Annotated in this window: 23 protein-coding genes; 16 read left to right on the top strand and 7 right to left on the bottom strand. The window is 43.8% G+C overall.

Going from position 1 to position 24,294, the window contains the following annotated elements; genetic code table 11:
* Positions 1–1,536: a YifB family Mg chelatase-like AAA ATPase gene (locus tag L0P88_RS22940; protein ID WP_247132387.1), complete on the top strand. Its 1,536-nt coding sequence runs from the start codon at positions 1–3 to the stop codon at positions 1,534–1,536.
* A 134-nt stretch (positions 1,537–1,670) separates the two neighbouring features.
* Here L0P88_RS22940 and L0P88_RS22935 read toward each other — a convergent pair whose 3' ends face one another.
* Positions 1,671–3,026, bottom strand: coding sequence for a transposase (locus L0P88_RS22935; RefSeq protein WP_247132386.1), 1,356 nt, complete (start codon positions 3,024–3,026; stop codon positions 1,671–1,673).
* Between the two features lie 179 nt (positions 3,027–3,205).
* Entirely contained in the window at positions 3,206–4,345 is a 1,140-nt protein-coding gene (locus tag L0P88_RS22930; RefSeq protein ID WP_247132385.1) for a hypothetical protein, read from the bottom strand.
* A gap of 278 nt (positions 4,346–4,623) precedes the next feature.
* On the opposite strand from L0P88_RS22930, the gene L0P88_RS24045 reads away from it, so the two are divergent.
* The 4 genes from L0P88_RS24045 (at position 4,624) to L0P88_RS22910 (ending at position 7,743) form a co-directional block, all read left to right on the top strand.
* Positions 4,624–4,752, top strand: a complete 129-nt coding sequence (locus tag L0P88_RS24045) for a hypothetical protein (RefSeq protein WP_281499754.1) — start codon at positions 4,624–4,626, stop codon at positions 4,750–4,752.
* A 280-nt stretch (positions 4,753–5,032) separates the two neighbouring features.
* Positions 5,033–6,247, top strand: a complete 1,215-nt coding sequence (locus tag L0P88_RS22920; RefSeq protein ID WP_247132384.1) for a serine hydrolase domain-containing protein — start codon at positions 5,033–5,035, stop codon at positions 6,245–6,247.
* A 344-nt stretch (positions 6,248–6,591) separates the two neighbouring features.
* Complete coding sequence (locus L0P88_RS22915; protein ID WP_247132383.1) at positions 6,592–7,161, top strand: Crp/Fnr family transcriptional regulator; 570 nt, start codon at positions 6,592–6,594, stop codon at positions 7,159–7,161.
* An 87-nt stretch (positions 7,162–7,248) separates the two neighbouring features.
* Entirely contained in the window at positions 7,249–7,743 is a 495-nt protein-coding gene (locus L0P88_RS22910; protein ID WP_247132382.1) for a hypothetical protein, read from the top strand.
* Positions 7,744–7,860: 117 nt separating this feature from the next.
* Here the strand turns inward: L0P88_RS22910 and L0P88_RS22905 are convergent, their stop codons facing one another.
* The 3 genes from L0P88_RS22905 to L0P88_RS22895 all read right to left on the bottom strand — a co-directional run bounded on the left by L0P88_RS22905 (position 7,861) and on the right by L0P88_RS22895 (position 10,571).
* Positions 7,861–8,862, bottom strand: a complete 1,002-nt coding sequence (locus L0P88_RS22905; RefSeq protein ID WP_247132381.1) for a metal-dependent hydrolase — start codon at positions 8,860–8,862, stop codon at positions 7,861–7,863.
* An 84-nt stretch (positions 8,863–8,946) separates the two neighbouring features.
* The gene (locus tag L0P88_RS22900; RefSeq protein WP_247132380.1) at positions 8,947–10,065 is read right to left on the bottom strand and encodes a pyridoxal phosphate-dependent aminotransferase; all 1,119 of its coding nucleotides are present in this window, start codon (positions 10,063–10,065) and stop codon (positions 8,947–8,949) included.
* A 161-nt stretch (positions 10,066–10,226) separates the two neighbouring features.
* Positions 10,227–10,571, bottom strand: coding sequence for a hypothetical protein (locus tag L0P88_RS22895; protein WP_313791585.1), 345 nt, complete (start codon positions 10,569–10,571; stop codon positions 10,227–10,229).
* Positions 10,572–10,800: 229 nt separating this feature from the next.
* Here L0P88_RS22895 and L0P88_RS22890 point away from each other — a divergent pair, with 229 nt between their 5' ends.
* From L0P88_RS22890 to L0P88_RS22875, 4 genes are read left to right on the top strand one after another with little or no spacing between them, the layout of a single operon-like run.
* Complete coding sequence (locus tag L0P88_RS22890) at positions 10,801–12,039, top strand: Nramp family divalent metal transporter (RefSeq protein WP_247132378.1); 1,239 nt, start codon at positions 10,801–10,803, stop codon at positions 12,037–12,039.
* A gap of 1 nt (position 12,040) precedes the next feature.
* A complete protein-coding gene (gene pxpA / locus L0P88_RS22885; protein ID WP_247132377.1) occupies positions 12,041–12,775 on the top strand; it encodes a 5-oxoprolinase subunit PxpA in 735 nt (244 codons plus the stop codon).
* A complete protein-coding gene (gene pxpB / locus L0P88_RS22880; RefSeq protein ID WP_247132376.1) occupies positions 12,772–13,503 on the top strand; it encodes a 5-oxoprolinase subunit PxpB in 732 nt (243 codons plus the stop codon). Before pxpA ends, pxpB begins: the two co-directional genes overlap by 4 nt.
* Positions 13,496–14,335, top strand: coding sequence for a biotin-dependent carboxyltransferase family protein (locus tag L0P88_RS22875; protein ID WP_247132374.1), 840 nt, complete (start codon positions 13,496–13,498; stop codon positions 14,333–14,335). The genes pxpB and L0P88_RS22875 overlap by 8 nt, the downstream gene beginning before the upstream one ends.
* Here the strand turns inward: L0P88_RS22875 and L0P88_RS24100 are convergent.
* Both L0P88_RS24100 and L0P88_RS22870 read right to left on the bottom strand, forming a co-directional pair.
* Positions 14,332–14,526, bottom strand: a complete 195-nt coding sequence (locus tag L0P88_RS24100) for a nitroreductase family protein (protein WP_313791584.1) — start codon at positions 14,524–14,526, stop codon at positions 14,332–14,334. The genes L0P88_RS22875 and L0P88_RS24100 overlap by 4 nt on opposite strands.
* Positions 14,523–15,062, bottom strand: a complete 540-nt coding sequence (locus L0P88_RS22870; protein WP_313791583.1) for a nitroreductase family protein — start codon at positions 15,060–15,062, stop codon at positions 14,523–14,525. Before L0P88_RS22870 ends, L0P88_RS24100 begins: the two co-directional genes overlap by 4 nt.
* Positions 15,063–15,423: 361 nt before the next feature.
* On the opposite strand from L0P88_RS22870, the gene ilvD reads away from it, so the two are divergent.
* The 7 genes from ilvD (at position 15,424) to L0P88_RS22835 (ending at position 24,273) form a co-directional block, all read left to right on the top strand.
* Positions 15,424–17,100 (top strand): dihydroxy-acid dehydratase, encoded by a 1,677-nt coding sequence (ilvD, locus tag L0P88_RS22865; RefSeq protein ID WP_247132373.1) that lies wholly within the window; start codon positions 15,424–15,426, stop codon positions 17,098–17,100.
* Positions 17,101–17,109: 9 nt separating this feature from the next.
* The gene (gene ilvB / locus L0P88_RS22860; protein WP_247132370.1) at positions 17,110–18,843 is read left to right on the top strand and encodes a biosynthetic-type acetolactate synthase large subunit; all 1,734 of its coding nucleotides are present in this window, start codon (positions 17,110–17,112) and stop codon (positions 18,841–18,843) included.
* Positions 18,844–18,848: 5 nt separating this feature from the next.
* A complete protein-coding gene (locus L0P88_RS22855) occupies positions 18,849–19,433 on the top strand; it encodes an O-methyltransferase (RefSeq protein ID WP_247132368.1) in 585 nt (194 codons plus the stop codon).
* A 49-nt stretch (positions 19,434–19,482) separates the two neighbouring features.
* The gene (gene ilvN, locus L0P88_RS22850; protein ID WP_158778954.1) at positions 19,483–20,013 is read left to right on the top strand and encodes an acetolactate synthase small subunit; all 531 of its coding nucleotides are present in this window, start codon (positions 19,483–19,485) and stop codon (positions 20,011–20,013) included.
* Positions 20,014–20,034: 21 nt separating this feature from the next.
* Positions 20,035–21,510 (top strand): ketol-acid reductoisomerase, encoded by a 1,476-nt coding sequence (gene ilvC, locus L0P88_RS22845; RefSeq protein ID WP_247132367.1) that lies wholly within the window; start codon positions 20,035–20,037, stop codon positions 21,508–21,510.
* Between the two features lie 388 nt (positions 21,511–21,898).
* Entirely contained in the window at positions 21,899–23,488 is a 1,590-nt protein-coding gene (locus L0P88_RS22840; protein ID WP_247132363.1) for an NADP-dependent glyceraldehyde-3-phosphate dehydrogenase, read from the top strand.
* Between the two features lie 77 nt (positions 23,489–23,565).
* Positions 23,566–24,273 (top strand): DUF4197 domain-containing protein, encoded by a 708-nt coding sequence (locus L0P88_RS22835; protein WP_247132362.1) that lies wholly within the window; start codon positions 23,566–23,568, stop codon positions 24,271–24,273.
* The last annotated feature ends 21 nt before the right edge of the window (positions 24,274–24,294 follow it).

Genomic DNA, 24,294 nt, shown 5'->3' with positions numbered 1-24,294 from the left:
ATGCTCACTAAAGTTTTTGGAAGTGCCGTCTTTGGGGTGGAGGCCACTACGATCACCGTTGAAGTGAATGTGGATAACGGTATAGGCTATCACCTTGTTGGATTACCGGACAATGCCATTAAGGAAAGCAATTATAGGATAGCGGCAGCACTCAAAAACAATGGTTACAAAATCCCAGGGAAGAAAATAACCATCAATATGGCGCCCGCCGATTTGAGAAAGGAAGGTTCTGCCTATGATTTGACCTTGGCATTGGGAATTCTGGCAGCCTCTGGTCAAATTAAGTCGCCCGATATTGAAGACTACCTTATCATGGGTGAACTGTCCCTGGATGGCGCCGTTCAGCCCATTAAAGGGGCCCTTCCCATTGCGATAAAGGCACAGGAAGAAGGGTATAAGGGATTTATCCTCCCCAAGGAAAATGCCAAAGAAGCGGCCATAGTCGGAAAGTTGGAAGTATACGGTGTGGAGTGTATCCAGGAAGTCATTGATTTTTTTGATGTTGGGAAGCCATTGGAACCAACGATCATTGATACCAGGGAGGAGTTTTATAACAAATTGGACTTCCCTGAATTTGATTTCTCCGATGTGAGAGGTCAGGAAAGCATCAAACGTTGCATGGAAATTGCAGCGGCAGGGGGCCATAACATCATTTTGATCGGTCCACCGGGAGCAGGAAAGACCATGCTGGCAAAGCGGTTGCCCTCAATTTTGCCCCCAATGACACTTCATGAGGCTTTGGAAACCACTAAAATCCATAGTGTGGTGGGTAAGATAAAGGACATGGGATTGATGAGTCAACGGCCCTTCCGTTCGCCCCATCACACCATTTCCGATGTGGCTTTGGTTGGAGGGGGGAGCTATCCACAGCCCGGGGAAATCTCATTGGCACACAATGGGGTCCTGTTTTTGGATGAATTACCCGAATTTAAGCGCACCGTTCTTGAGGTAATGCGACAACCCCTGGAAGATCGGGAGGTGACTATCTCAAGGGCAAAGTTTACGGTGACCTACCCCAGCAGCTTTATGTTGGTTGCCAGTATGAATCCCAGTCCAGGGGGATATTTTAATGACCCCGATGCCCCGGTAACCTCTTCCCAGGCAGAGATGCAACGCTATCTGGGAAAGATTTCCGGACCCTTATTGGACAGGATCGATATCCATATTGAGGTGACACCGGTACCTTTTGAAAAATTGTCCGATGACAGAAAGGGGGAAAGTAGTGTTGATATCAGAAAGCGGGTCACCCAAGCCCGTGAACTGCAGACCGAACGTTTTAAGGACCTGGAAAAGGTACACTACAATGCACAAATGAACACCAAGCAGATTCGGGAGTATTGTAAATTAGATGAAGCCTCATTACAACTTCTCAAAAACGCCATGGAGCGGCTAAACCTGTCTGCACGCGCGTACGACAGAATACTGAAAGTTGCCAGGACCATAGCCGATCTGGAAAATGCAAAGGCCATTACCGGGGACCATATTTCAGAAGCCATTCAGTACCGCAGTTTGGATCGGGAAGGATGGTTGGGGTGATATTCATGGTATAACCACCAGTTACAAACTGGGGGTAGCGGGCGCCTCCTTTTTATTAGATATTAAATAGGGACATTCAGGAATAAGCATACCTTTCCCACCTAGGGTTTGATTTTTTGATTTAAGATGGATTATCAGGCCGCTTTTTGGGTTTGGTTTTGGATTCGCTGTCCAATTTTGAGGGCATTTGATGTATGGATTCCAAAAAATATCCAGAGCATCTCGGTCTTTTCGGTACGGGCCTTGATCTTTTTCAGGAGAAAGTGTTCCTTGTCCGTCCCGAAGCTTCCCTCCAAACGTGTCGCCCTCTCTTTTGTTATCATTTTGGCCAGTATCCCAAAATGTTCGTGGTGCCCGGTCTTCTTGCCCTTTCTCTTGAAGTCGGTCTTGATACCGTTGGCGGTGACGAAGTTCCGATTGGCATTGGTGGCGTATATGGCATCTGCGCCCAACATTTTTGTCTTGGTCCTGAAGAGGGGTTGGGCGAGCCATACGGTCCGCTTGAGGCGTGTGCCCTCGTTGAAGTTGTCGAAGGACAGATGCTCGATGAAACTGATACCGTCCACCTGTAGCTTGTTGACCTTTGCCCCGAACTCGGTGGCCCTGACCTCCTTTCCCCTTTTGATGGGACGGATGTAGGGCCTGTCAAGACTGACGATTCGCCCCGTGGGCTTGGTCCCCTTGTGAAACTGTTGTGCCTGTTGCCGTAGTATGGTTGCCGTTGCCCTTCGCCGCTTGGAACGGTCGGAGCCATAAGAGATGGCATGCTCTTTTTCGAGCTCCGACAATATGGGATGGAGCTTGTCCAACAACCTGAGCAGTCCCCTTGTCATGCCCCTTCTCTGTTTCTTTGACGGCCTTCTGGACTTGCTGTGGCCACTGTACCGCCCTGCCCACTTGTTGAACTTGGTGCGGGGAAGCGGCAGTCCCAACACCTTGCAGTGTTCCCTGAGCAGGCGGTGGTTCCACTCCACGGCCTCCCAGAGCAGCTTGATGTCGGTGGGATGGCGCATGTCGCTCTCGTAACAGGTGGCGTCCATGCAGATACTGCCAAGGTCGGACATGTAGGGCACCCATTTGTCCGCAAGCACCTGCTGCACCTTTCCGGTATTGAGCCTGTCCGCAAGCTCGCAACGGATATCGCTCACGATCTTGTAGTTTGTGATGGGAGGGCCCACAGGGACCACAATGTCACAGAATATCTGATAGTGGACATTGGAGTTCAGGTGCTCGATAAGCTTTCTGTCAGAACAGCCGGCATAGTGCTTTAGGAACATCAGTGCAATCTTCCCGCGTGGGGAGAACATCGGACGGGGGCCTTTTCTTGGTTCCCTGAGACCAAAGACGGATACAAGTTCCATCCATGGGACCGCCTGGTAAATAACGCCCAAACGGGTATCCAAAAAGGATTCCATCAACAGTTCATGGTCGGTGTCAAAATTTGGATAGACAAAACGGCCCTGAAACTCGGATAATCGACGTATCTTCATACCTAGAGAAAAAAGAAAACCCCGTTTTTGGGCATTATGGCCCATTCTCGGGGTTTTATGTTACTTCAAGGTACGGATTATTCCAATGAAAATCAATAGGTTATATTACTCCTGAATATCCCTAAATACCTAAAACAGTCAATAAATAGATTGCATATTTGGCTGATAGTTACTAAATATTACAATTTACATTGTCCATTTTTAATATCTTCTCTAGTAGGGTTGTAAAGATTATTTGAAATGATAAAGTTAAATTCTTCTTCATTTAATGCTATCGATGATAAAGCACAAAAATCTTTTAATACCGGATTATCATCTATTATCAATCTAAAATTGATAGACATTACGTTCCTTAACCCGTCTATGTTTTCTAATGATTGATTGCGTTCTATCTCAAGAAAAGTGAGGGTGGAATTTATATTTATTAAGGCATCAAGGTTAGTTATCTTGTTATTTCTGTCTATAGTAAGATTTGAAATAGTCCTTAAGCTAATCAAACCATCAATGTTTTCTAATGATGGGTTGTTATTAATATCCAACCAACCGTTTATTTTCTCTATGTTTCTTAAACCATCTATATCTCTAAGGTTTTCATTACCCCCTAAAAATGAAATACCCCCCCCACTAGTACCACCATTCAGTTCCGTAAGATTTATTAACTCATCAAGATTGGTGATTTTAGTATCTCTGATATACATTGCGCCTAAATGATTAAGATTTTGGAGTCCAGATAAGCTTTCAAAAGAATGTATTCCTTCAATTGTCAATACTTCTTCGATTACGGTTAAATCTTTGAGATTGGTCAAAGAGGATATATCAGATTGAACTTGAATCTCTCCTATATTTAAAGCACCATTAATAATAGTATAACCCAATGCTCCAAATTCATCAACTTCGCTTTGAGATTTCAAAGCCACATGGCCTTCGTAGATAAAATGATCAGTTTTAAATCTTATTTCATTACCATATGCTGTTCCACTTTCATTGGTTGCATAAGCACGAACATAATATTGGGTATTTGGCCGTAACTCAATGAGTGCGCTTGTAAAGGATGAATTTCCGATACCTTCATCTGTTTTATAATCGTCTATTGTGGGGTTTTCGTCTACGCTCCAACAAATTCCTTTTGAAATAATGTTTCCACCACCATTATCTTGGATATCTGCTCCAGACAAAGCAGATTTTGGATTAATTTCTGAAATATCTGTGGTAGTTAACTTGGGTAGAGCAATAGCGTTAATTTCTTCTTCACTTTCATTATCTGAACTACATCCGAGAATTAAAAAGGATATAAAGAACAATAAGTTAAAGAGTTTCATGTATCTACATTTAGAACTTTAAAATTACTGTTTTTATTCTCCATTTAATGGCTAAAACCCTGCAATTTGATTGCAGTTGCTTTAGTTTCTATAAATATTTTTGTTATGTTGAATGGCCGAATATCTGAGGAACTCCCATTCAATAAGTAATTTAAGTTGTCACATAGTTTGGGCGACGAAATATCGTTACAGTGTTTTAACGGACGATTTTTAACATCGCTGCCGTGACCTTTTGCTACAGATATGTGATTCGGAGAACGTCCACATCCTAGAGGGCGTTGTGGGCAAGGACCATAGCCGACCTGGAAAGTGCAAGGGCCATTACCGGGGACAATATTTCCGAAGCCATCCAATACTGCGGCTTGGACAGGGAAGCATGGTTCTGGTTTTTTGTTGCAAGCTTCTAACTCGCAAACCCATTTTGCCTAGTATTGAAAAGAATATGCGTATTGCCTAAATAGATTTTCTTTAATTTTAGCTAGTTCTTGATAAAAATACCGGAACATATAATAATCAACGGATTAATGGGTTTACTATCCAAACGTCCTGTGACATTCCAAAGCCGGACGAAAGCCATTTTTGCACATGTACCGATTTAAAGTCTTCGCTGGTTTGGCGATTTTGTTTCTTTTCCTATTTGTTCTGACATCAAGTGGAAATGATTCCGTTTCAGCCAGTAGTTCTTCAATGGAAACCTTGGATGAGAATAGCTATGTATCCCTAGAACATAATAATAAGGTTTTAGGCAAAGAGCTGCGGATTGCCCTGCAACAGGCCGTTGATTCCTATTTCCATAGGGCCATAGCCGCTGGGGAAGTTGTGGGTGCCGGTGTAAGCATTGTACATGGGAAACAAGTGCTCTTGGCGGACGGATTCGGAATAAAGAATAGCCTTACGGGTAAAAAGGTAGACGGGCAAACGGTCTTCCGACTGGGTTCGCTTTCAAAGGGATTTACGGGGGTGCTTGCTTCAGATCTAAAGCGTGAAGGAATATTGGCCTGGGAAGACAGGGTCAGTGACTGCATTCCCGAATTTGAATTGGGAAATCGGGAGAATACCGAAAACATCACACTGGCCCATTTATTATCACATACCTCGGGAGCACCCTATCACAGCTACACAAACCTGGTGGAGGCAGGGCTACCCCTGGATGAAATCGCAGGCCGATTTGCTGAGGTACAGCCTATAAGTAGGCCAGGGGAAATGTATAGCTATCAAAACGCACTATTTGCGCTCTCCGGGGAAATGATGGAGAAGATTACCGGGGAGGAGATTACCACATCCTTGGAAGAACGCTTTTTCAAACCGCTTGAAATGTGCGCGACTACCATGGACTTTGAGGCACTTGGGAAGATAGGGAATAAAGCCAAACCACATGTCAAATCCCGACGTGGATGGAAATCCGAAAGGCTTACTAACTCCTACTTTAATGCCGTTGCTGCGGGGGGCATCAATTCGAACGCCGAGGATATGGCGAAATGGATGCAGCTTTTGCTCGGTCATCGTCCTGATGTAATGACACGCGAAACCTTAAAGGAGGCCTTTACACCATTTGTTGAGATACCGGGGAGGCAGAAGTACTATCAACGCTGGCCCGGACATACGGCCTCGTATTACGGTTTTGGCTGGAGGATCCATACCTACCGCTCAGGTAACCCAACGGTCGAAAACACCATGTGGCACCATGGGGGAAGTGTCAACCACTTCCGCAATGAAATAGCGGTCTTTCCTGAGGAAGATTTGGGTATTTGCGTACTGCTGAATAATCAATCCAGAATAGCCCAGCGCATAATCATTGATCTCTACTGTATCGTTCAGGAGGTCATTCGGGTCCACACGGTGGAAACGCCTCTTGATCGGTCAGTGGCCAGCTCCCAACCTTCGGAATCAGCTGGAACGTAAATTAAATAATCTCCCGGTTGTTTTCCTCGGATATTTCCTCACGACTATTATAAGATTAGTGAGACGTTCCGAATTGATCTGGGTGGGATATAAGCCATTGATTGGTTAATGATATGAATTGGATAAGACCATCACATTATATACTATAACTGATGTGGCTTTGGTAGGAGGGAGGAGCTATCCACAGCCCGGGGAAATGCAAAGGCCATTACTGGCGACCCTATTTCAGAAGCTATTCAGTATAGGAGTTTGGATCGGGAAGGATGGTTGGGATAAGATAACGGGTCCCATAGCTTTTTTAACAATGGTAATGGTTCAAAAAGTGGTATTTTTAATACATGGAAATGCTTCGAAGATTTTTTGAAGGTTTTGGACCGCTTTCAGCCCCGAATATGGATTTTCTCTTGGATCAATGTACGGAGGGAACCTTAAATAAGGGGGATAAGCTGATACAACCCAGTCAAAAAGTGGATAGCATTTATTTTTTTGAAAGGGGTTTTCTTCATTACTATTCCTACAGTAATCTGGGCGAAAGGGTTACCCTAAAAGTAATTAGCCCAAACTCCTGTTGGACCATTATGGATAGTTTCTTCCATCAAAAGTCCACCATGGACGAGTGTCAGGCCCTTACCGATGTGCAATACTGTGAGTTAAAGCGGTCTGGTTATGCAGCGATAAAATCAGAAAATCAACAACTGGCCAATTTCATTCAGACGATCACCGAATATATTTTATCGGCCAAAGTTGTAGAGGCCAATAAGAATTCCAAATTGTCCGTTGAAGAGCGATACCTCGATTTATTGCAAAACAACCCCGCTATGGTGCAGGAAGTACCCGTTAGTATTATCGCCTCCTATATTGGCACTTCCCGGGAAACCCTACACCGAATTCGACGTAAACTCACCGCCGCATAAATTTTTGGTAGGATCCATTATTGTGTCAAATGACACAGTCGTAATCCAATGTTTAGCTGAACTTTAGCATAAATTAAATCATTGGTCATGAAAAATTTTTTAAAACTCACCTTTTTTTTGGTGCCCTTTATCATTTTTGCCCAAGGGGCAACGTCCAAAACCTTTAAAAATACAATTGAACTCGACCAAAACGCTGAAAACGTTTGGAACGCCATAACCGATTTTTCTACCATTAGCTTATGGGACAGCAATGTTGTTGATGTAAGATGTGGAGATGGGTTGGCGAAGAATAAACGCTGTAAGGTTATTGTTGGATCTGGAGAGATATTTGATGTGGAAATTGTGGATTTGGTGGATAATGAATCGTATACCATACGATACAAACTTAGTTCTGGAAACATTTACATTAAGCGCAGCCTTGAACAAAAAGCGGCATTGGAACTCACCGAAACTGTTTGGTATACCGGTATTTCAAAACGCACTTTTGAAAAATATAAGGGAACGGATTATGAAGATATGTTGGAACAACGGCTATTGGAATTTAAGAAGTATGTGGAGACGGATGTTGCAGGAAGACGTTGAAACAGCCTTCCAATCCATACGTTTTAATGGGGATGGTATCACTCTGGGTGATTTGACCTTCTTCAGTCGAATTTTTAGGCGCAACCGATAGTAAAAGGAAACAGCTGAAGTGGCCAACTAGTTTCCCTTAAGCCTTTCCCAAAGGGCATGGAGCAATCTTTGGGCATCCCCCCGAAATTTGGGAACCTCATGAAATTCCAGTCCGTCTGTCGTATGCCGAAGTTCATAGGAAAAGACGAACTGTGTCTCCTCGGGATCCAAGCTCAAAAGGCCAAAACGCAAATCATTAAAATAAAGCCTTTCCCCCTTTTTTGTCATGGCATACCAACCCTCCGTAATCCGAATGAGCCTTTTTACTTTATCATCGGAGGCAAAAGTTTCCAATAGGTGATGGTTTTTGGGTATACGTTTAAAGGAAATAGGTTTGGTATCAAAAAAGGAGTATTCCCCAATGAGATACGCATCCTGGGTATCCACATTGGCCATCCAGAGTATGGTATTGAAGGGGGCCGGTCTTGTTGACAAGCCACTGTAGGAGATTTTTTGTTGTTCCAAAGCCTGGGCAAAGCTATGGTTGGCAAAACCTTTTAAAATCAGGGTGACCACTAAGTAACCTGAACTGATGATAAGTCCCCAGCGGTTCAGTTGTTTTCTCCTTGGATTTGATTTTTTCAGCCGTAACACCATAAGTACAACAATCAAAAAGGGTAGGGTATATAAGGGATCGATCACGAAGATGCTCTGGAATGCCAAACGGATTTCCAAAGGCCAAAATAGTTGTGTTCCCCATGTGGTAAAGGCATCCAGCAAAGGATGTGTAAAAAGGCACCAAAAAAACAAAAGGGACCAGTCCATCCATGACGCTTGCCTTTTAGCGTAAACCTTCCACACCAACCCACCGAACAAGGGGGCAAACAAGAGCGCGAAAAAAATCGAATGGCTGAACCCACGATGTACTTCTATGGCGGTTACCGTATCCAAAAAATAATTGGACAATACATCCAAATCCGGGATTGTTCCGGCTACAGCGCCCCATAGCAGAGCTTTGTTGCCCACTTTTTTTCCCAAAACGGCCTCACCAACCGAAGCGCCAAGAACAATTTGTGTGAGTGAATCCATACCTGTTGACCAGCTTCTTAAAAACCGCTATTGGTAGGGTGTGAATTTCATGCAAAACACTATATTTTTCTGCATATCCAAATATTAGCCCAGGACTTTTTTCAGTGCTAGGTCAAAACGTGACATATCCGATGCGGTGCCGGAACTGATTCTTGCCCATTCGTAAAATGGGGGAAAAGGCCTTCCTATCATCACGTTTTCTTTTTTCATTTCAGCAATCATTTGGGTAATGGGCCTCCCGGTTTTGAAGAAAACAAAATTCGTATGCGATTTCACGTACGTTAAATTCAAATCATCCAGGGTTTGATAAATCCTGTTTTTGGCTTCCAAATTCTTCAACAAGCTGAATTTGTAAAAATCATCGTCTTTTAAAGCTTCCTTGGCAGCTTCAATGGCAAGAACGTTGGTCATGGCCATAATGTTTTTTTGCAGGCGTTTGGCTATATCGGGCCTTGCCACCAAATAACCAATTCGCATCCCGGCCAATCCATAAACCTTGGAAAATGTTTTGGAAACAATGACATTCATCCCTTCTTTTACCAATTCCACCATGGAAGGGTAATCCGATTCAGTAATAAAATCATAATAAGCTTCATCACTGAACACTACGGTTTTTTTACTTACCGAGCTACAGAAATCCCTAAGGATATCCTTGTCGAGCAAGGTTCCTGTTGGGTTATTGGGATTACAGATAAATACCAATCGCGTTCGGTTATTGATCCGTTGGGACATGGCTTCCAAATCATGCCCCATTTGTTCGTCCACGGGAACCCTATGGACATAGGCACCGAAACCTTCTGCATAACGCAGCATGGCCTGGAAAGTGGGGTCCGCCGCTATGATTTCGCCACCACCAATACCATAAGTAAGCCCAGTGGCCTTCAACCCTTCGGTAGATCCGCCCGTAACCACAATGTGGTCCGTTCCAACCCCTTCCTTTTTGGCAATTTGCTCCAAAAGGGGTCTAAATACCAGTGAGGGATATCTACAGGCCTTGTCAAAGGCGTTGGTGATTGTGGAACGCACCCGTTTTGAAGGTCCATACGGGTTTTCATTGGAATTGAGCTTGGCGATGGGATTTTCCCCTTCGGAATCCATGTATGCATTGGATGTAGCGGCCCATGTGCCAAATCCGCCCAAGAGTGTAAAACCACTGCTCAAGCCCGCGGTTTTTAACCATTTTCTACGATCAATAGTATCCATAATTAGCGCACTGTTTTGGCATGCCGATTTAAAGACGGAACGTATTTTTCCATACCATGGGATGCCATAAATACAAAGTTTCGATGGACCTATCTTGGGTCCAATTACCCGTAAGTTATCAAAATCTTTGCAATGCTATTCTGAAAAATGGGTAGAAATGTCTAGATCACCTTTAAGTTGGACTTTAGTCCCTGTATGATGCCCAGTATATTTTTAACGGTCTCTTCCAAGTAGTATTTAACCACCACATGTGGGATACGCACGGTAGTAAAACCATTTTTGAAGGAGTGCATGGCCTCTTCCAGGTCGTTTATCGCTTGTTCATGTGTAATTAAATGGTAGTCCGTTTCAATTTCAATATTGAGTTTTACCCTGGAAATTGCAATATCAATGGATTTCTGGCCATCCCACCATTCCAGCATGGGATTTGCTCCAACCTCCTTGAGGGCATAATACAGTTGAATGGCTTCAATTGGTGTTTGGTTCTCCTCTACAATACGCTTCACTAACTTGGTATGTCTTTCACAGAGTTCTACACCAAATGAATCTTTAGCATGTTGGCCAACCTCGGGGGTTATACTTTTGTTACACTCCTTGCACGTCATGTAAGTAGTTAAGTTTGGTCAATAATAAGATTTGGGACTATAATAACTTTAACATTTTTGGATTCGTATGTCCACTCGATGAGTAGCACGTAAATATTAGATGAAATGCATTTTTTTAGACGAATGGTAAATGCATTGTTGGGAAAGTGTTATTTTTTGTGGTGAAAAAAATCATTTTTTGAAAAGAATAGGACCAGGGGTTTTAATTGCCGCCGCGTTTATAGGACCGGGCACCATTACGGCCTGTACTTTGGCCGGAGTATCTTTTGGATATGCCCTGTTATGGGCCATGTTGTTTTCCGTTTTGGCAACAATGGTCCTACAGGAAATGGCAGCTAGATTGGGCGTTGTTACAAGAATGGGGTTGGCCGATGCCATTCGTGACCAATTGCAAATAAAATGGATTCGCGTTGCTGTCATTGGCATCATTTTGTCGGCTATTTTAATAGGTAATGCGGCTTATGAAGCCGGAAATATAGGAGGTGCCGTTCTTGGTCTTGAAGCTATTTTTGACAAAGGAAACAATTCCTATTTTGCACTGATCATTGGTGGGATAGCCTTTCTATTATTATGGCTGGGAAACTATAAAATGCTTGAAAAAGTCTTTATATTCCTTATCGCATTGATGAGCTTGTCCTTTTTGATAACGGCAGTCCTCACAAAACCCAATCTATTGGGATTGGCCAAAGGCCTTTTTGTTCCCTCAATTCCCGAGGACGGATTACTGACCATTATAGCCCTAATAGGGACCACAATTGTACCTTATAACCTCTTTCTACATGCTTCATTGGTCAATGAAAAATGGAAAAAACAGTCCGATGTAAAAATGGCACGGTCAGATACCGTAATTTCCATTGGATTGGGGGGATTGGTTTCAATGTCCATTATCGTAGCCGCTGCAGCGATTCCCCTGCAAGAAGTTACAATGGCAACGGATTTGGCCAAAGGACTTGAACCGCTTTTTGGGAATATGGCACGTTATTTTATGGGAATTGGCCTTTTTGCCGCTGGAATTACCTCATCCATTACTGCACCATTGGCAGCAGCCTATGTGGCCAATAGTTGCTTTGATTGGAACGCCGGTTTAAAGGATGCGAGGTTTCGGATGGTCTGGATAACGATTTTGCTGGTAGGGGTGGCCACCTTGCTCTTTAACTTTAAGCCCATTGAAGTCATTACGTTTGCACAGGTTGCGAATGGGGTACTTCTTCCCATCATAGCTATTTTATTGGTCTGGATAGTCAATAAGGGGCAGGTGATGGGTTCGTACAAAAATAGCGTACCACAAAATTTTTATGGTATTGTCATAATAGGGATATGCTTGGTTTTGGGATTAAAAAGTATAGTTAAGGTTTTAGGATTGTTCTGAAATGAAATGGATTGATTTAAATAGCGATGTGGGGGAGGGTATTGGCAATGAAGCCCAGTTAATGCCGTTCCTAAGTTCATGTAATATTGCCTGTGGTGGACATGCAGGGGATGAACGTACTATGGGGGCTACGATTCGTATTGCCCGACAGTTTAATGTAAAGCTGGGGGCCCATCCCGGTTATCCCGACAAAAAGAATTTTGGAAGAAAGGTCATGGACATTTCCACAAACGATTTTATCGCAAGTATTCAAGGACAATTGGCCCTATTTTTAAAGGTTTTAAAGGAAGAGGGAGGGGAGTTGCATCATATTAAACCACATGGTGCGCTTTATAACGAAATAGCGAGGAACACCCATTTGGCCATGGTTTTTTTGGATGCAGTCAAGGCGTTTGACCATATTCCCATTTACGTGCCATTTTGCTCCAAAATTGAGGAGGAAGCCGAAAAAAGGGGAATTTCGATAAAATTGGAAGCCTTTGCGGACCGGAATTACAATGCCGACCGCAGCTTGGTTTCCAGAAGCGAAGGGAATGCTTTGATCCAAGCCCCGGAAGAAGTGCTCCAACACCTATTGAAAATGGTTCATGAAAAGAAAATACGGTCCATACAAGGGTTGGAAATTGAAATAAAAGCAGATACTTTTTGTATACATGGAGATACGCCCCGTGCATTGGAAATATTAACGTATCTTCATAGTGAATTGCCAAATCATAACATTCAAATTAGAAAGTGAGTTTGTTCCCCATTACCGTAAAACCTTTCGGTGATACCGCAATTTTAATGGAATGGCCGCAAAAAGTTGATGAGGCCATCCTTAACGATATCATTGGTTTTCAAGAATTCTTAAAAACCGTCTTGGAAGCAAAATGGGTTATGGTTCCGTCCTATAATTCGTTGACTTTAATCTGTCAAAAATCCGATTTCGAATTTACCGGTTTTAAGGACAAACTTCTAGAATGGTACGCCGCTCCCCGTGCTGAATTCACCCTAAAACGAAACCTGTGGAAACTTCCTGTCTGCTATAATCTGGATTTTGGACTTGATTTGGAAACCACCGCGCAGAAATTGCTTATTTCGGTGGAAGAGTTAATACAACGCCATACTTCACATAGGTATACGGTGTATAGTATTGGCTTTCTTCCAGGGTTTATGTATTTAGGGGGATTACCAGAGAATTTGGAGACGAAAAGAAGGGCAAGCCCAAGGCTTCACGTTACTAAAGGCTCGGTGGGACTGGCGGGAAAACAGACGGGAATATATCCCCAGGACTCGCCGGGAGGATGGAACATTATTGGAAGATGTCCAGTACCCATGTTCAATTTAAATCGTAAAGATCCCTGTTTTATCAATGTTGGGGATCAGATTCAGTTTGTTCCCATTGAACGTGCGACCTTCGATTTAAAAATAATAGAGGCCGAAGTTGGAATTTATCAACCTGAAAAAATAGTCTTGGATGCTTAAGGTTCTAAAATCCGGTTTTTATACCACTGTTCAGGACAAAGGAAGATTTGCATGGAAGCATAAGGGCGTTCCGGTTTCCGGGACCATGGACGATATGGCAAGACATCGGATCAATACACTTTTGGAAAATCCTTCCGATGCCACCGTTTTGGAAATTACCATGACGGGCCCCACACTCTTATTTGAGCGACGGACCTACATCTGTTTGGGGGGTGCAGAGCTTTCGGCTACCTTAAACAATGAACCCATTGAAAATTATCGGGTGTATCCTGTTGCCCAAGGGGATATTTTATCCTATGGCCGACTGGAAAAAGGGTTTCGAGGCTATTTGGGCATAAAAGAGGGATTTGTTTTTAAGAATGTATTGGGAAGTACCTCTCAATACATCCCGTTGACCAACAAACAATGCATAAAGGAAGGTGATGAAATAGAATACTATCCTATTCGATCGTTTGATCCCAAATTGACCAACTTAAAGGTAGGGGACTATTTGGAAAACCAGGAACTCAGGGTAAATCCGGGACCGGAATTTGGAATTTTAACCCAAAAACAACAAGAACAATTGTTTGACCTTAAGTTTTCGGTTTCCAAGGAAAACAATAGGATGGCCTATCAGTTGGAAGAGAAAATCGAAGAACATTCCATCACAATGCTTACTTCGGCAACACTGCCGGGGACGGTGCAACTGACACCTGCGGGAAAACTCATCGTTTTAATGAAGGATGGTCAGACCACGGGGGGCTATCCAAGAATATTGCAGTTGACAAAAGAAAGTATATCCATATTGGCCCAAAAAAAAGCAGGGGACACCATTCAATTTATTTACGGTTAGATTTTGTGGTAAACCGCTTCAAAAGGCACCCTAAACCTTGGGCCATAAACCCCATTTTCCGCTCTTACCCCACAGCCAATGACCATGTTTATCTCTGCTCCCCAGGGTAAGCCCAATATCTTTTTTATCCGTAAGGTATCACTTCCTTCCATGGGACAGGTATCATAACCAATGGCGGCCATACTGATCATGAAGTTTTGAGCGGCCAATCCAGCATTTTATGGGCAACAATACGCATGTCAGACGTACGGACTTGCCTGTAAATGGGCTTAAAGAGCCCAATAAGCTGAAAAGCGGCATATTTGATCCAACCCAAAAAACCGAGAAAATCAAAATAGACGGTGGGAATCAGTTTTTGGTAGTACGCAAGGGCAAACTTTTCCCGCTTTGTGTATTCCGAAGCCGGTTTATGGCCATAGGTTTTTTTTAAAAAGTCAATGTTCGCCTGTGCGCGTTTATTCCACAGGTCCTTTCTTACCACCACAACCATAAGGTGCTTGGCCGTTTTGGCAGCATTCTGGCCCAAACACGCTTTGGTCATTTTCTTCATGGTGGTTTTGTCGGTGATATGATAAAATTCCCAGAGCTGGAGATTACTGCTGGTTGGGGCTAAAATGGCATTTTTAACGCATTGTTCAACTTTTTTACTATCCAGTTCCTTCTCCGCTTTAAAGACCCGAACAGAACGTCTGTGGCCTATGGCCTCGGTAACGGTTTTTTCCATCATTTTCAAAGATAATGGTAAAGCAGTTTGCTATGGGGATTAAATTGACTATCTTTAGGAGTATAAAGACATCGCTTGATTAACCGCATTATAAAATTCAATTCTGGGAGGAGTTGACTTGCCTAATGTCGTAATCAAGAGAAGCCTGTATCCAAGACGATACAGGCTTTTTTTATTGACTTTTTAATTTTTGGATATGGTATGAAAAAGGTGTTTAAGTAGCTGAATAACAGAATTTTGAACAGATTCAAAATAAAATGGATTTAAATCGTTGCCATCTGCCAAAAGAATAGGGTAATTCTATAGTATATTTTTGGATGTTGAAGAATATATACTGTTTTAACGAGAATACTGAAAATCTTTAATGGAACTTAACAAATACAGCAAAAACGTAACCCAAGACCCCACCCAACCTGCCGCTCAGGCGATGTTGCATGCCATTGGCTTAACCGAAACCGATTTGAAGAAGCCCTTGATAGGGATAGGAAGCACGGGTTACGAGGGCAATCCTTGTAATATGCACTTGAATGAGCTGTCCGAATATGTCAAGGAAGGGATTCAATCCACGGATTTGGTAGGCTTGATTTTTAACACCATTGGTGTTAGCGATGGGATTTCCATGGGAACCTATGGAATGCGGTATTCCCTGCCTTCAAGGGATATTATTGCCGATTCCATGGAAACCGTGGTACAGGCCATGAACTACGATGGCCTGGTAACGGTAGTGGGTTGCGATAAAAATATGCCTGGGGCACTAATGGCCATGATTCGATTGAACCGACCATCCGTTCTGGTCTACGGAGGAACCATTGCCTCCGGGTGTTTGAACAATAAAAAGCTCGATGTGGTCTCTGCTTTTGAAGCCTGGGGCGAAAAAGTGGCGGGAACCATGAACGAAGAGGAATACAAGGCGGTGATACAAAATGCATGTCCCGGGGCGGGAGCCTGTGGTGGAATGTATACGGCCAATACCATGGCCTCCGCCATTGAAGCATTGGGAATGGCCATGCCCTACAATTCTTCAAATCCGGCAACGGGAACGGAAAAAAAAGAAGACTGTATCGCTTCTGGAAAAGCGCTGCGCCATCTTTTGGAAAAGGATATCAAACCCTCCGATATCATTTCGAAAAAATCATTGGAAAATGCGGTTCGATTGATTACCGTACTCGGGGGCTCCACCAATGCGGTTTTACACTTTTTGGCCATTGCAAAAGCAGCGGAAATCCAATTTGACCTAAGTGATTTTCAACGGATAAGTGATACTACACCATTTCTGGCCGATTTAAAGCCCAGCGGTAAGTTTTTGATGGAAGATGTCCACCGGGTCGGTGGAATTCCCGCTGTGATGAAATTCATGTTGGAAAAGGGAATGCTACATGGGGACTGCCTCACCATAACCGGCAAAACAGTGGCCGAAAATCTGGCCGAGGTTCCCAGTTTATTGGATGGACAAAAAATAGTACATGATTTGGACGATCCCATCAAGGAAACCGGACATATCCGAATTCTTTATGGAAATATTGCGGCAGACGGTGCGGTAGCCAAAATTACGGGTAAGGAAGGCCTTTATTTTTCCGGGCCTGCCAAAGTCTTTGCCGGTGAGTTTGAAGCCAACGACGGTATTAAGAACGGTCTGGTGAAAAAAGGGGATGTGGTCGTTATTCGGTATGAAGGTCCCAAAGGCGGTCCTGGAATGCCCGAAATGCTTAAACCCACCGCCGCTATTATGGGGGCTGGACTGGGTAAGGATGTGGCGTTGATTACGGACGGCCGTTTTTCCGGTGGTACCCACGGCTTTGTGGTTGGGCATATATCCCCCGAGGCGCAAGATGGAGGTAACATCGCTTTGATTGAAGACGGGGATACTATTACCATTGATGCCGAGAAAAATACCATTTCGGTCGATTTAAGTGATGCGGAACTGGAAAAAAGACGAAGCAATTGGAAACAACCACCACTTAAAGTACGAAAAGGGAGTCTTTATAAATATGCCAAAATAGTGGCATCAGCCTCCTTGGGCTGTGTTACGGATGAATTTTAAAATGGGCCTATGGAAACATTAAAAGCAAAACAAAAAAAGACGTCAACCAAAAAATCGGTGAAGATCACGGGTGCAGAAGCCATAATTCATTGTCTTTTGGAAGAAGGCGTGGATTTGATATACGGTTACCCTGGTGGGGCCATCATGCCTGTTTATGACGAGCTTTACAAGTTCCAGGATAAATTGACCCATATCCTTACCCGTCATGAACAGGGTGCTACCCATGCAGCACAAGGATATGCCCGTGTAAGTGGAAGGGTAGGGGTTGCCATGGCAACCTCAGGACCCGGGGCTACAAATTTGGTTACGGGTCTTGCAGATGCACAAATTGATTCAACACCCATAGTTTGTATCACAGGTCAGGTACCAAGGCATTTATTGGGTTCGGATGCTTTCCAGGAAACGGATATTGTGGGGATTTCCACCCCCGTGACCAAATGGAACCATCAGATTACCAAAGCCTCCGAGATACCGGAAGTAATGGCGAAGGCATTCTATATTGCCAAATCCGGCCGTCCAGGCCCGGTTTTGATTGATATCACCAAAAACGCCCAATTTGATGAACTGGATTTTTCATATGAGAAATGTACCGGAGTACGCAGTTACAAACCGGTACCACAACCCAATCTGGATAGCATAGCCGAAGCTGCCGAAGCCATCAACAATGCTAAAAAACCGTATATCGTTTGGGGACAAGGTATTATTTTGGGCAAAGCGGAGGAAGAACTCAAGGCATTGGTCGAAAAAGCCGGCATTCCCGCCGCTTGGACCATAATGGGTGAATCTGCGATACCTACCGACCATCCCCTAAATGTAGGCATGGTAGGTATGCACGGAAATTATGGGCCCAATGTGCTCACCAACGAATGTGATGTGCTGCTTGCCATAGGAATGCGGTTTGATGATAGGGTGACCGGAAAATTGGATACTTATGCCAAACAGGCCAAGGTCATCCATTTTGAAATAGACCCTGCCGAAGTAGGTAAAAATGTAAAACCGGATATTCCAATCTTGGGCAATTGCAAGGAGACGTTGGCGTTACTGCTCCCTATGATCAGGGAAAATGAACACAAGGAGTGGAAAGCTGAATTTGATAAGAAATATGAAGAAGAGTTTGAGACGGTGATCAAAAACGATATCCACCCAACCAAACCGGGTCTTACGATGGGGGAGGTAATCGAGGAGATTAACTTGGCATCGGAACACAAGGCCGTGATGGTAACCGATGTTGGCCAGCATCAAATGATTGCCTGCCGGTATGCCAAATTCAAGGAAACCAAGAGCAATATTACCTCAGGCGGATTGGGAACCATGGGATTTGCGCTCCCCGCGGCCATAGGGGCCAAGCAGGGCGCACCGGAACGCCAGGTAGTAGCCATAATCGGCGATGGGGGCTATCAAATGACCATACAGGAACTGGGGGTTATTTTTCAACACAATCTTGGAATTAAAATAGTGGTGTTGAACAATGATCATTTGGGGATGGTAAGACAATGGCAGGAGTTGTTCTTTGAACGCCGTTATGCCTCAACGATAATGACGAATCCGGATTTTGTGAAGATAGCGGAAGGCTATCACATCAAATCTTCCCGGGTATCGAAAAGGGAAAATCTTAAAGCTACAATCCAAGAGATGATGGCCTTTGAAGGTCCTTACTTTTTGGAAGTGGTCGTGGAAAAGGAAGACAATGTGTTCCCAATGATTCCGTCAGGAGCATCCGTTTCCGATATACGTTTAAAATAGATTTGATGAACCAAGCTGAGATGATAAATATCCCGGAAGTTTACGGAAAACTCTTGGAAAAGTCTTCTGAAATAGGCTTTACAATGCCTTCTGATGTTTATATCGGCTCATTGTTAAAGACGCTAGTAGCCTCAAAGCCAAATGGAAATTTTTTGGAGTTGGGTACGGGAATTGGGTTGTCCCTGTCCTGGATGGTGGACGGAATGGATGCCACATCTACTTTGACAACACTGGATAACGATGCGGAGTTGGTGGAAATTGCAAAATCATATTTTGGAGGGGACAAAAGGGTCACTATTAGCTGTGCTGAAGGCGGTTCTTGGTTGGAGGAATATAAGGGCGAAAAGTTTGATCTGGTCTTCGCAGATGCATGGCCGGGCAAATACAGCCATTTGGAGTTGATGCTTGAGCAACTGAAACCTGGTGGGTTTTATATAGTTGATGATATGAAGCAACAACCCAATTGGCCGGATGGACATGGGAAAAAAGTGTTGGAATTGATACGTTATTTGGAAGGCCGAAACGACATGGAGCTGACCAAAATGGATTGGTCCACAGGAATAGTAATCGCAGTAAAAACAATAAATTAAGGAGACCCAAAACTGCTTCTCCCTAGGGAGGGGAATGGGGATAGGACTTATGGAAAAACAGTGGTTTACCATTTCGGTATATTCCGAGAATAGTGTGGGACTGTTAAATAGAATATCCGGTATATTCTTAAAGCGTCACATTAATATTGAAAGCCTAAATGTTTCAAAATCAGAAATTGAACATGTTTCTAAATTTACAATTGTGGTCAATACCACTGAAGATTGGACCCGGAAAATTGTTCAGCAAATAGAGAAGCAGGTGGAGGTCATCAAAGCTTTTTACCATACTGATGAAGAAACCATTTATCAGGAATCCGCATTGTTTAAGATCAAGTCGGCCTTACTTTTTGATGAACCTCAAATCCAGAATGCCATAAAGGAAAGCAACTCCAAAATTGTAACGGTACACCGTGAATTTTTTGTGTTGGCCAAAACGGGAAGACGACATGAGATCGATGAGATGCACGACAGATTGGAACCTTTTGGTATTATGCAATTTGTTCGTTCGGGACGTATTGCGGTGAGCAAGGCCAAAATGCCCATAACGGAAATTTTAGAAGAATTTCATCTTAATAACTAATACACACAAACTTATTTGAAAATGACAAACTACTTCAATACACTATCGTTACGTGACCAGTTGGAACAATTGGGAAAATGTCGATTTATGGAATCGCACGAGTTTGCCGATGGTGTAACCGCCTTGAAGGGAAAAAAAATAGTTATCGTTGGCTGTGGAGCCCAGGGATTGAACCAAGGTTTGAACATGCGTGATTCCGGTTTGGACATTTCCTATGCCCTACGAAAAGCGGCAATTGATGAAAAACGTCAATCCTATAGCAATGCCACCGAAAACAACTTTACTGTGGGAACGTATGAAGAATTGATACCTACGGCTGATTTGGTCATCAATTTAACTCCGGACAAGCAGCATACCAATGTGGTCGGTGCCGTGATGCCCCTGATGAAGAAAGGAGCAACATTGTCCTACTCACATGGTTTTAATATTGTGGAGGAGGGGATGCAAATCCGTGAGGACATCACCGTAATCATGGTTGCCCCCAAAAGTCCGGGTTCCGAGGTCCGGGAAGAATACAAACGTGGATTTGGAGTACCCACATTAATTGCAGTACATCCGGAAAATGATCCGGAAGGAAAGGGATTGGCGCAGGCCAAGGCTTACGCTGCCGCTACCGGTGGTCACAAAGCCGGTGTATTGGAGTCTTCCTTTGTTGCAGAGGTGAAATCGGACCTCATGGGGGAGCAGACCATATTGTGCGGGCTGTTGCAAACAGGTTCCATTCTAAGTTTCAACAAAATGATAGAAAAAGGCATTGATTCTGGGTATGCCTCAAAATTGATCCAGTACGGATGGGAGACCATTACCGAAGGATTGAAACAAGGGGGAATCACCAATATGATGGACCGACTTTCCAATCCAGCGAAAATAAAAGCCTTTGACCTTGCCGAAGAAATGAAGCTGATCATGCGTCCCTTATTCCAAAAACATATGGACGATATTATGAGTGGTCATTTTTCCAAAACAATGATGGAGGATTGGGCCAATGATGATAAAAACCTGTTGACATGGCGCGCCGCCACAGGCGAAACTTCCTTTGAGAAGACACCAGCAGGAGGCGACACTATTTCCGAGCAAGAATACTATGACCATGGCGTTTTGATGGTGGCTTTTGTAAAAGCAGGAGTGGAACTCGCCTATGAAACCATGATCGAATCCGGTATCATAGGAGAATCTGCGTACTATGAATCCTTACATGAAACACCGCTTATTGCCAACACCATTGCAAGGAAGAAATTATTTGAAATGAACCGTGTGATTTCCGACACCGCAGAATACGGCTGCTATCTCTTTGACCACGCCTGTAAACCTCTGTTGACCGATTTTATGAAAACCGTGGATACCGACGTTATCGGAACACATTTTGGGAAAGAGAGGGACAACGGAGTGGATAATAGAAGGTTGATAGAAGTAAACAAAGCTATTCGCGAACATGATGTGGAAATTGTCGGGGCGCGTTTACGTGCTTCCATGACGGCAATGAAACCTGTAGTTTAAGTGTGAATCCCAAAATTGGGATATCGCCGGAAAAGTTTTATGAAAAGCGCTTTGACCACATATTTCCCTCAAATATCGGATATCAATAAGGCCACGGGGACAATAAGTGAAGTTGCCAAGCAAACACCCTTGCCACCAAGCATATGGTGTTCCGAAGCTGTGGTAGGAATAGAGCTAAAAAGTCCCGAAGACCTGCATCCGTTAATAGAAGGAATGAAAACAAATATTTTTTTTAGGGATTACCTAAACGATATACCACATTGGTTTCAATATCCGATTTAAATTTCCTTTTCGTTGAAAGAGCCAGTATTAGTTTTTGTATTTTTGTTCAATGTTTTGGAAAAATAATTAAACAAATCATTTTTAACCGGTAAAATCGATAGTACTGATGAATGCTTTGCCTATCATACCTGAAGAATTTCAAATCAAAGAGCAAATCCACCAACGCCATTATTTGATCGATGGGGAATTAAAACCCTGGCGTGGGGAAACCAGTGAGGTGATTTCCACCATATCATCCACCAAGGCTTACAAGCACACGGTTTTGGGCAGTATCCCCACCTTGGGTGAAAAAGAGGCCATGGAAGCTTTGGATTCCGCAGTGGCTGCATGGAACCGTGGACAGGGGGTCTGGCCGACCATGAAGGTCAAAGATCGTATTAAATGTATGGAGACCTTCGTACAGAAGATGGAAACCAAAAGGGATGAGGTGGTAAAACTCCTGATGTGGGAAATAGGGAAGAACAAACCCGACTCCTACAAAGAGTTTGACCGTACCGTTGAATATATTTACGATACCATTGAGGAATACAAAAAATTGGACAGGAGTTGTGCGAAGTTCGAAAAGCATGACGGGGTTTATGCCCATATCCGTCGCGGCCCCTTGGGGGTGGTACTTTGTCTGGGCCCCTACAATTATCCTTTAAATGAAACATTCGCATTGCTGATCCCCGCCATTATTATGGGGAATACGGCTATTTTTAAGCCGGCCAAGCACGGCGTCTTATTGATTACCCCACTTTTGGAAGCTTTCCATTCCTCTTTTCCGAAAGGGGTCGTGAATATTCTCTTTGGACGGGGCAGAACGGTTGCGGCACCCATTATGAAGACTGGCAAAGTAGATGTGCTCGCTTTGATAGGTAATAGCAAGTCCGCAAATGCATTACAGGACCAACATCCCAAAAGTAACAGACTTCGTTTGGTTTTGGGACTGGAAGCCAAAAATCCTGCAATTGTCCTGCCCGATGCGGACTTGGATTTGACCGTTAAAGAGGTCATAGCGGGAACAACGTCCTTTAATGGCCAACGTTGCACCGCGCTAAAAGTGGTGTATGTGCATGAGGACATCAAGGAAAAGTTCCTGAAAAAATATGCGGATGCCATGGATGCCCTGACCTATGGAAATCCTTGGGATGAAGGAGCCATGCTTACCCCACTGCCAGAACCCGGAAAACCGGAGTACATCCAGGAATTATTGGATGATGCCCTGGCAAAGGGAGCCAGCATTATAAACAAAAAAGGGGGAGGGCGAACGGACAATTACATCTGGCCCGCCATTCTCTATCCGGTTACCAAGGATATGCAGGTGTATCAGGAAGAGCAATTTGGTCCTATCGTTCCGGTAGTTTCCTTTAGCGATATTAGCCAACCTTTGGATGATATGGCAGAAAGCAATTACGGACAGCAAGTAAGTCTGTTTGGAAAGGACGTCTATTCCCTGTCACCATTAATTGATACTTTGGCAAATTTGGTATGTCGGGTAAACTTGAACAGTTCCTGTCAACGCGGTCCGGATGTGTATCCATTTACGGGTAGAAAGGATTCGGCACAGTCCACCCTAAGTGTCCATGACGCGTTGCGTTCATTCAGTATCCGGACCTTTGTAGCCTTTAAGGACAACGAATTGAACAATGAGACCATTGAGCAGTTATTGGATGCTAAAGTGAGCAACTTTTTAAGTACGGATTATATTTTATAGTTACTTTGTCATTCCCAAGTGTCACCCGGAACCCGTCCAAAGGAAGGCGGGAATCCACAAAAGCCCAATGTACCCCAATGAAGCCATTTAAAATCACGTTTGGATTGATTCTCTCGTTCATAGTAAGCTCGTGTGCAGAGCTGCAACAGGTGGTGAACCAATTGCCCTCCGGAACGGTAACGGAAACGGAAATCATTGCTGGGCTTAAACAGGCCCTGGAGTTTGGAGTAGGGGAAGGAGTGGACCTTTTGCATAGGGAAGATGGTTATTTTAGGGACGAGGTAGTAAAAATTCTATTGCCCCAAGAGCTCAAAAAAGTAGATGAGGGCTTACGAAAGATTGGATTGGCCTCCCTCGCGGATGAAGGTTTAAAAGTATTGAACCGTGCAGCAGAAGATGCCGTTATGGAAGCCAAACCCATTTTTATCAATGCCATTAAGGATTTTACCTTTGATGATGCCAAGCGTATATTGACCTCCCAAAATGATTTGGAAGCTACACTTTACCTGCAACAAAAGACCGTAGGACAACTACAACAAGCGTTTTCCCCTAAAGTAGAAGCTTCCCTCGGCAAAGTAGGTGCGGATAGGATTTGGGCGGAAATCATAGGTAAATACAACACTATCCCCCTGGTAAAGCCCGTAAATCCCAACCTGACCGAATACGTTACCCAAGAAGCCATTAATGGACTTTTTATAAAAGTTGGGGATAAGGAAAAGGAGATTCGAAATTCGGTGGGAGCCCGCACCACGGCATTGTTACAAAAGGTATTTGCACTGCAATAAGTTCCTTCCCGTGGTTTTTAG

This window comes from Muricauda sp. SCSIO 64092 (genome assembly GCF_023016285.1).
In the GTDB taxonomy this organism is placed as follows: domain Bacteria; phylum Bacteroidota; class Bacteroidia; order Flavobacteriales; family Flavobacteriaceae; genus Croceivirga.
This window is presented reverse-complemented; position numbering and strand designations above follow the sequence as displayed.